This is a genomic window from Moorena sp. SIO4G3 (assembly GCF_010692305.1).
GTDB lineage: Bacteria > Cyanobacteriota > Cyanobacteriia > Cyanobacteriales > Coleofasciculaceae > Moorena > Moorena producens_A.
On the sequence record NZ_JAAHIG010000373.1, the window covers coordinates 1 to 8384 of the forward strand.

Annotated in this window: 4 protein-coding genes and 1 pseudogene; 2 read left to right on the forward strand and 3 right to left on the reverse strand. The window is 42.7% G+C overall.

Annotation, left to right across the window (positions count from 1 at the left end; genetic code table 11):
- The 3 genes from F6J99_RS36905 to F6J99_RS36915 all read right to left on the reverse strand — a co-directional run.
- Positions 1-619: PIG-L family deacetylase (locus F6J99_RS36905; RefSeq protein ID WP_293120708.1), on the reverse strand; the 619-nt coding region annotated here is incomplete at its 3' end.
- Between the two features lie 217 nt (positions 620-836).
- A complete protein-coding gene (locus tag F6J99_RS36910; protein ID WP_293120710.1) occupies positions 837-2921 on the reverse strand; it encodes a glycosyltransferase in 2085 nt (694 codons plus the stop codon).
- A 200-nt stretch (positions 2922-3121) separates the two neighbouring features.
- On the reverse strand, positions 3122-7393 hold the full coding sequence (locus tag F6J99_RS36915) for a tetratricopeptide repeat protein (RefSeq protein ID WP_293120712.1): 4272 nt from the start codon (positions 7391-7393) through the stop codon (positions 3122-3124).
- 309 nt (positions 7394-7702) lie between these two features.
- Here F6J99_RS36915 and F6J99_RS36920 point away from each other — a divergent pair, with 309 nt between their 5' ends.
- Both F6J99_RS36920 and F6J99_RS36925 read left to right on the forward strand, forming a co-directional pair.
- The gene (locus F6J99_RS36920) at positions 7703-8134 is read left to right on the forward strand and encodes a helix-turn-helix domain-containing protein (RefSeq protein ID WP_293120714.1); all 432 of its coding nucleotides are present in this window, start codon (positions 7703-7705) and stop codon (positions 8132-8134) included.
- A pseudogene (locus tag F6J99_RS36925) lies at positions 8134-8384 on the forward strand (hypothetical protein); the annotation flags it as partial. The gene F6J99_RS36920 and the pseudogene F6J99_RS36925, both read left to right, overlap by 1 nt.

Consider the following 8384-nt stretch of genomic DNA (forward strand, 5'->3'; position numbering starts at 1 on the left):
TAAACCCTGACATGATGGTTTTTTTAAAAAAGGAGACTAGGTTTGGTTTACTCCCTTCCACCCTTGTCCAAGGCCAGTGATTCCAAAACCATATAGGATACTCATAAACTGTCACATCAAATTTAATTGTTTTGAGTGCAGCTACGACAATTTCATTGGTAGCATTATGGTCAGACACCCCATCGTTGTAGTAGGGAATAAAAATTTCTTCAGGAAGATAGTTAAGAATAATTTTTGCAACGTTTTGGATAGCAAACTTTCTGGTTTTATCTAATGTTCCATCTTTGAATTCCAGGAAGCTCACATCATGCTGTTGCAGACCAAGTTGTTGAGCGGCTGCCAAGGCTTCATTAGCACGTATTGATTTTACTTGATTTTCTGGAATCAGATGAGCATGAGATTGACATCCATCCGTCATAAAAACAATTTTTACATCGGCTCCGGCTTGCTTTTTACGGATAATTGTTCCACCACAGCCAAGGGTTTCATCATCCTGATGGGGTGAAAAAATAATCGCCGAGCGTCTTAGATTACTTCTGTCATACTCAACTCTGGTTCTATGGATGAGAAAACGATAAAACTGGCGTACCAGAGTTTTTAAGGATAATTTATTGTTCATTTTTAATTTGTCACTTGTCACTATTCCCTGTTTGGATGTTCAACACTTCTGTCTTTTGCTTTAAAATAAGGCGTTGCTGATTCTGGGTATGATTTTGCCCCCCTAGCCCCCCAAATTTGGGGGGAACAAAACTCTAAAAGTCCCCCAAATTTGGGGGATTTAGGGGGCTTTACCAAAACCAAACGCTCGCGCATTCATACTTCAATTAAGTAACGCCTCAAAGAATAGTCTTGTAATGCTTGAGTAAATCATCAACAACTTTCTCGAAAGAAAATACTTCAACTGCTCGCTGATGTCCAGCTTGTCCCATAGATGTTCTAAGTTCTTGGTCAGAAAGAAGTTGCAAGATGGCGTCTGCTAAAGCATCAGCATTACTCCGTTCAACCAGCAGACCTGTCTTACCATCTTCCACAATCTCGGGAAAAGCACCAGCTTGGGTAGCAATAACGGGAAGACCTGCAACCATAGCTTCGACAATTGGCATCCCAAATGCTTCGTGACATACTGAGGGAAATACAAAAATGTCTGCCTGCTGATAATAATTGACTAACTTAGATTGAGGAAGGGAGCCAGTGAAGGATACTTGGCTGGCTAGATCAGCACCAAAGTGATCATTCAATTCGGACAGGTATCGTCTCACGTAACCTGTCCAACTTTCATCACCGTAGAATGACGCTAACTCTGCCACTTTGGAGTCATCACTTAATCCCACAAGATAGTCGTAGGGTAATGCACCTACAGGACCAACGAGATCAAGTTTGGTTTGAGGGCAGCGCTCAAGCACTTTTTTAAAAGCCTCTAATAAGACATGGGAGCCTTTTTCTGGAGATACTCTCCCCACGTACAGTAATCGTTTAGCAGGATTTTTGGTGCTGCCATTTTGCTGATTATGGCTGACATAGAAATTCATGAAGCGATCAAGGTTTACCCCATTAAAAACCGGCTGACAGCGCTCGGCAAATTTAGGAAAACGCTGGCGAATCCCTTCTGTGATATACTTACTAGTACCAATAACTAAATCTACCTTACTAAGCCGCTTTTCTAGAATTTTGTGATCGAGTTGGGTCAACCACTCACAATGCATGTGCAGGGCAATTTTTATTCCTGGGTTCAAGGCTCGTATCACTGGAATAAACTGAGATAAGTTGTGAATGTGAACAACATCACATTGCTGTTTTCTCAAGTCATTGGCTACTTGTAAAATATATCCGAGGTAATAGAGTTGGGAGCCAAATATAGGACGTTTTAGATTCTGGAATCCTGGAATTTTTTCTAGATAGTTTAGCAGTTTTTTATCCCGGCCTATGGGAATATATCGATAGTCTACTCCGTCATGACTTGCCGTATTAAAGCGTTCTCCTGGTGTATAGACAATCACATCACCATCTTGAACTAAAAGACGCACGAATTCATAGGTCAAAATTCCGATAGAATCCATCGGGTTTGGAAACGATGTCATCACAAAGGGTTGACAGACAAATGCTATCTTTAATCGTTTCTTAGAATCTGCTCCGTTTAATTGATGATTTAATTTGTTGTTTAATTTGTTTTGCTCTCGGTCAATCCTAGTTAATTTATTATGCACTAAAGTGGTGTAGACTTCGTTGTTACTGGGATTGAGTTTGAGGACATTGTTATAGGATGCGATCGCATCATCTAATTTGCCTTGTTCTTGGAGAGCAACCCCTAAGGTATAATGACTGTTTACCAACTCTGGCTGTATTGCGATCGCATTCCGGTAGTAAGCCACCGCAGTCTTCAAATCGCCTCCTATTTTCCGACTAACGCCCAAATCGTGATTTAAGGCAGCGTAGTAGGCGTGTTTTTCTTCGGAAAGCTGCCCCTGAGCGTGGAGAGCATTACCCAAATTCACATCAGCTTCAGCACAGTTGGGCTGAATCTCCAAAGCTTTTTGATAGCATGCGATCGCATTTTCCCACTTGCCTTGTTGTTGTAGAGCATAGCCAAAGTTGTTGTAAAGCGCTACCGAGTTTGGCTGTAGGGCTAACGCTCGCTGATAAGCTTCCACTGCTTCTGACAATTGACCTTGGGCTTGACGCAAATTGCCTAAACTGAACCAAGCCTTGAAAGACTCCGGATCCACCAGGAGGGTTGTATTGAAAAACTCCTCAGCAGTTTGGTACTTACCTACCTGTTGTGCTAGCATTCCTAACCCATACAAAGCATCTGGTTGGTTAGGTATTCCTGCTAGAATCTGACGATAAACTTGCTCAGCTTCGACCAAGCGATTGGCTCGATGATATTGAAGAGCAACTTGAAGTGCTTCAGAAAGTTGTGTCACTGTTGTAATCCTAATTTTTTATTTTTTAATTGGTAATTATCAATTGGTAATTGAAAACTGCTGTAACTAGGGTGTGTCTTCTTGCCTCGGAGATCCCCCTAAATCCCCCTTAAAAAAGGGGGACTTTGAGTATGGCTCCCCCCTTTTTTAAGGGGGGCTGGGGGGGATCATAATCTTGCGGAAAACTTTGAAAACACGCCCTAGGGATAAGCAAAGTAAAAACTTTCTGAACTATGATTCAACATAATCGAGCGCAACTTTGAAGCAATCTCATCCCGTAGGGGAGCAGCTTCGGCTTTAGTAAGCCAAGTAAATAATTTCTCCACAGCTTGAGGAGACGGATCAATTTTGAGTGCCTCTTGGAGCAGACGAAACGCACCAGCAAGATTCCCTGTCTTTAGGGGAATTACCATATGGTTTAGACAATAATTAAAGTAATGGTTACGAGCGTTGGCTGTAATTGCTGCACAATGCTCAGCAGGAAGATAGCTCTCGGAAATTTCAATCCCCAGGCGGATAGACGTTGCTTGAGCTCCAGATAATATCAGTTCACTGGTCATATTATTATCATGCTCACGGTAACGTGCCAAAATATCGCCTTCGTACCACCAATCATAAAAACTAGCAATACGCTTATAAAGTTCCCAGTCAGGAGTATAAGTATTCCCTGGATCGTAACACCCCAGATGTTCATGAGTAGAGCGACGAATCACAACTGCACAGGGATTCAAGACATTGGAGGTGCCAATCTTCCACAGCCAATCTTGATGGATACCCGTATCTTTTCCATACACTTGTTGGGAGAAAATTATCTTTCCTTTCTCATTGATATTTTCATAACCCGTAAATGCTGCTCCCACAGAATCACTACATGTTTCTAGACTCTTCTTCAACCGGGAATAAAAACCTGGAAGAACATATTCATCTTCAGGAAGCACATGAATCCACTGACCGCGACTGAGGGCAATACCAAGATTAAAATTGCGTCGCGCACCGATATTTTCTGGATTCCGGTAGTAGCGAACTACCCCTCCCCCAATCGAATTGACCAAATCGTATAGAGGAGGTGTGCTGGCATTATCCATAACCAAAATTTCCATCTCCTCCTCGCCCTGCCATTGAGCCAACACACTCGCCAGACATTCCAGAAGATAGTCAGTACGGTTATATAAAGGAATAATTACTGTCCAAAACGGTCGTTTCTCTTCACTTACCGATACCCTCGGAATCCCTGGAAACTGATATCCCCCGATCGTAACCTCTGGTTGTTCTACCTGCGGTGGTGTTAGTGTCTCAGGAGATACTCTAGAACCGTTGTCAGAAGGATTTTCAAAAGCGTTGTCAGGATTTACTACTTTCCCATACCGGGGATTGACTAGCATTAACCCTTGTCGATAAGCAGATGCTGCCTCCTTTAACTGCTTCTGGGTTTGGTAAATCCTGCCTAAATTAAAGTACACTTCCCCATAACTAGGATTGAGCTCCAGAACCTTCTGATAAGATGCGATCGCATGTTCAAACTCACCTTGCTCTTCAAGCACCACTCCCAAATTGTAATGAGCGTTTACCAAATCTGACTGCATCGCGACTGCTTGGCGATAGTAAGCCACAGCATTAGTCAAATCCCCTGCCTTTTGCCGGGTAACCCCTAGCTCATAGTTCAACTCTGCGTAGTGTGCTTGTTTTTCTAAGGAAAGCTTCCCTTGAGCGTGGAGTGCATTGCCCAAATTCACATCAGCTTCAGTGCAGGTAGGCTGAATCTCCAAAGCTTGTTGATAAGATGCGATCGCATCGTCCCAATTACCTTGTTGTTGTAGAGCATATCCAAGGTTGTTGTAAACCGGTACTAAGTTCGGCTGTATTGTTAAGACTCGTTGGTAACACTCCACCGAGTCAGACAACTGACCTTGACCTTGGCACAAATTACCTAAACTGAACCAACCCTTAACAGAATTCGGCTCCGCTTCCACAGTAGCTCTGAACAACTTCTCGGCCATCTCATACTGACCTGTTTGCTGTGCCAGCACCCCTAAGCCATATAAAGCTTCCGGATGATTAGGCTGTTGTTCCAAAATCTTATAGTAAACCTGTACAGCCTTGTTTAAGCGATTGGCTTGACGATGTTGAACAGCAAGTTGTAGTGCTTCAGAAATAGTTTCCATCGCAAATTGTCTTGGTTTATGGACTACATTCAATAGAAAATCTTCCAATGCTCTTACCGGTTTTAAGTCACCATATAACTTATGCTTATTTTCAGCAACTTGATTAGATATGTATTGACGATATTGAGCATCTTGACCTAACCGTACCGCAATTTTCACATAATCCTCTTTACTCGAAGCAATTGTCTCTTCCAGACCCATCATTTTTAGAATTGCCATCGTATGCCGACCACGCATCAAATCTCCTGGGAATGTCACAATCGGAATATTATGGGCAATAGATTCTAAACTAGAGTTACATCCAGACCAACCAATGCTATCCAAGAATACATCCGCTATCGCTGACGTTCCAGCAAACCTCCTGTTATTCAGGAACGGTAAAAATATGCAGTAGTCTGTATAATCGAGGCCAAATTTATTAAAAGCATCCCTTAAACGCTGCTCAAATATCTCAGTAACCTGGTCACTTTTAACATATTTAATAAATACAAACTTACACCGATGAGCTAACTCCTTAGCAATTCTAGGAAATACATCATCATAGTCAGGTAAATATTTATATAACGATTGGCAGCACCAGAACATAATCTCATCATCATCTAAGCCTATATCCTTTTTAGCGATCGCTTCTGGTGTAATTTCCAAAGGTGTGTAATGGATAGAGAGATTCGGTAATCTAACTAACCTCTCACTATAATGCTCTTGAGCATTTTCTGCCTCCATTAAATCACTACTCAAGTAATAGTCAATCGTCGGCATCCCACTAGTATCGGGATGTCCCCAAGATGTCATTTGAATCGGAGCCAGTCTTAAACAACCCAACTTAACTGTAGTGGGGGACATCCCGAATTCCGGAAAAATAAGGATGTGTAATTTATCTTCTGTGATTACTTCACACCATTCTTCGATAGTCAAAGAACCGTGAACAAATTTGACAAATGATTTTGCGGCTATTGCTGTTTCGTTATCCTGTTTTAACCCTGTGTGATAACCAAATAGTTCAAAATTCGATCTATCTATATTTTCTACCCAGCCCTTGATCGGTATTTTCCAATTAGAATGATCCCAAAAGAATTCTGAAATAACCCCAATCCGAACTTTTTCATGAGGTGCTAAATTTGGTAGAGGAATTTTCTGGCTCCACCGGGGATAGCACTGGGACATGATCTGGCAAATCATTTGTCCATAAATTTGCTGTAACTCTCGGTTATTTAACCCTTGATAGGCCAGATAAAAAGGCTGAAAGGCTCCCACCGCATTAGCGGCACTTAGCAGTTCCCTTGGACTTAGCTCTGTATCGCTCTGTGTATAGCTATCCGCTAATTGTTTGAGACTAGCTTGGTAATTATTTCGCGTTACCTTGATTTCATCAACACTTGAATAAATGATCGGAATCTGACACACGCACATGGCCAGTTTAGCTTCAGCCAAGTTAGGGTTAATACTTAATGCTTGCTGGTAAGACTGTAGGGCTTCTTCTAGCTTGCACTGTTCGTGGAGTGTATTTCCTAAATTGTTATAAACCTCAGCAAAATCAGGTTTAAACCTAATCGCTTCCTGATAGGACTGTATCGCTTCCTCTAACTTGCCCTGTTTTTGGAGTATTGTTCCCAAATTGTTATGAGCGTCAGCATAGTCAGGTTTAAGCCTAATTGCTTCTTGGTAAGACTCTCTTGCAGCATCTAACTTGCCCTGTTTTTGGAATAAAGCTCCCAAATTGTTATGAGCCTGAAAACAATCAGGTTTCAGCCTAATCGCTTCCTGGTAGGACTCTCGTGCCGCATCTAACTTGCCCTGTACCTGGAGTGCATTTCCCAAATTACTATAAGCCTGAGCATAGTCAGGTTTGACCCTAATCGCTTCTTGGTAGGACTGTATCGCTTCCCCTAACTTACCCTGATTATAAAGTAAATTTCCTAAATTGTTATGAGCCAGAGCATAGTCAGGTTTAACCCTAATCGCTTCTTGGTAATACTGTACTGCTTTCTCTAACTCTCCTTTTGCCCAGAAGATATTTCCCAAATTGTTATGAACTTCAGCAAAGTCAGGTTTTAGGGTTAAAGCTTGTTGGTACAACCCTACCGCTTCCTCTAGCTTGTTTTTTTCCTCAAATATACTTGCCAGATTAGCAATGGCTATCACGTTATAGGGCTTAGATAAAAGCTTTTCCTCACCCTGATTATTCCCCTGAATCTGTATTACCTGTCTGTAGATAGATTCAGCCTCATCTAATTTACCTAACTGATGATTTTGAGCAGCTGTATTGATTAGAGATTCAAGGTTTGATTCTAACAATTGGTTGGTAGTCATATCGCGGTTTACAGGGCAGAGCTAGGTGGCTGTAACAGGACTTACGCATTTGCCCCCGTTTGTCCCCCAATTCTGGGGGACTTTGACATCATTCCCCCCCAGAATTGGGGGGATAGGGGAGCGAAATAAACTTCACCGCGTAAGTCCTGTGTAATACTAAATCCGTTTTGATTAGATATCAATCATGAAAAATTATTTCACCCTAGTTGTCTGGTCAGTTTGGCCAAACTTTACATAACTTCACATTAAGGCGTCCAGAAATAAATTTTTGCTATAGTAGTTTTATAGGAATAGTTAAGGAATCCCAACATGAACCACTGCGTTGGTACTACCGAAGCCGCATCTCTATTAGGTATTTCTTCTCGACGATTGCGCCAACTCCTGGAGAAGGGTCGGGTCAGGGGTGCCTATAAAAGCGGCAAATTCTGGATTATTCCTCTTTTCAACCACCTACCACAAATCACCAAAGGTACCCGTGGACCCAAGGGCAAATGGCGTACCAGTCGTCCTCCCGCTCTAGCCACGATCAATGTCAACCGTAATCGGATTGGCACCAACAATGGTAAACCTGCCGAAGACCGTCAGCCAGTGATTTCGGTAAAACGAAGCGGCAACAATCTATACGGCAACCAGATCGAAATCCTTGGCCCATGTCGGATTGTCTATCAGCCCGAGCACCCACTGCGTTGTGGTGCTCGTCTATGGATCGAAACCTTCAGTGATGTTCATTTTATTTCTTGATGCAAAGCGCGAGTGGGGGAAACCACGGCAGTCGCTCATGGGGGGAACCCCCTTTGGCGGCGCTGCCTTCCCAAGACCGCGCTGCATCGCTGGTGGTAGTTTTCCCGCTAGTGTCTGATCCTAAGAGGTTGTCTGAGAAGTCTCATTTGCTACATCCAAGCCCCCTAAATCCCCCAATTCTGGGGGACTTTTACAAGCAAATTGACTCTTGTTCCCCCCAAATTTGGGGGGTTAGGGGGGCAAAAATCAG

What these genes read in the sequence shown, in the direction of transcription:
- F6J99_RS36915 (WP_293120712.1), bottom strand. Translation starts at nt 7,393, where the DNA reads ATGACTACCAACCAATTGTTAGAATCAAACCTTGAATCTCTAATCAAT.
- F6J99_RS36920 (WP_293120714.1), top strand. Translation starts at nt 7,703, where the DNA reads ATGAACCACTGCGTTGGTACTACCGAAGCCGCATCTCTATTAGGTATT.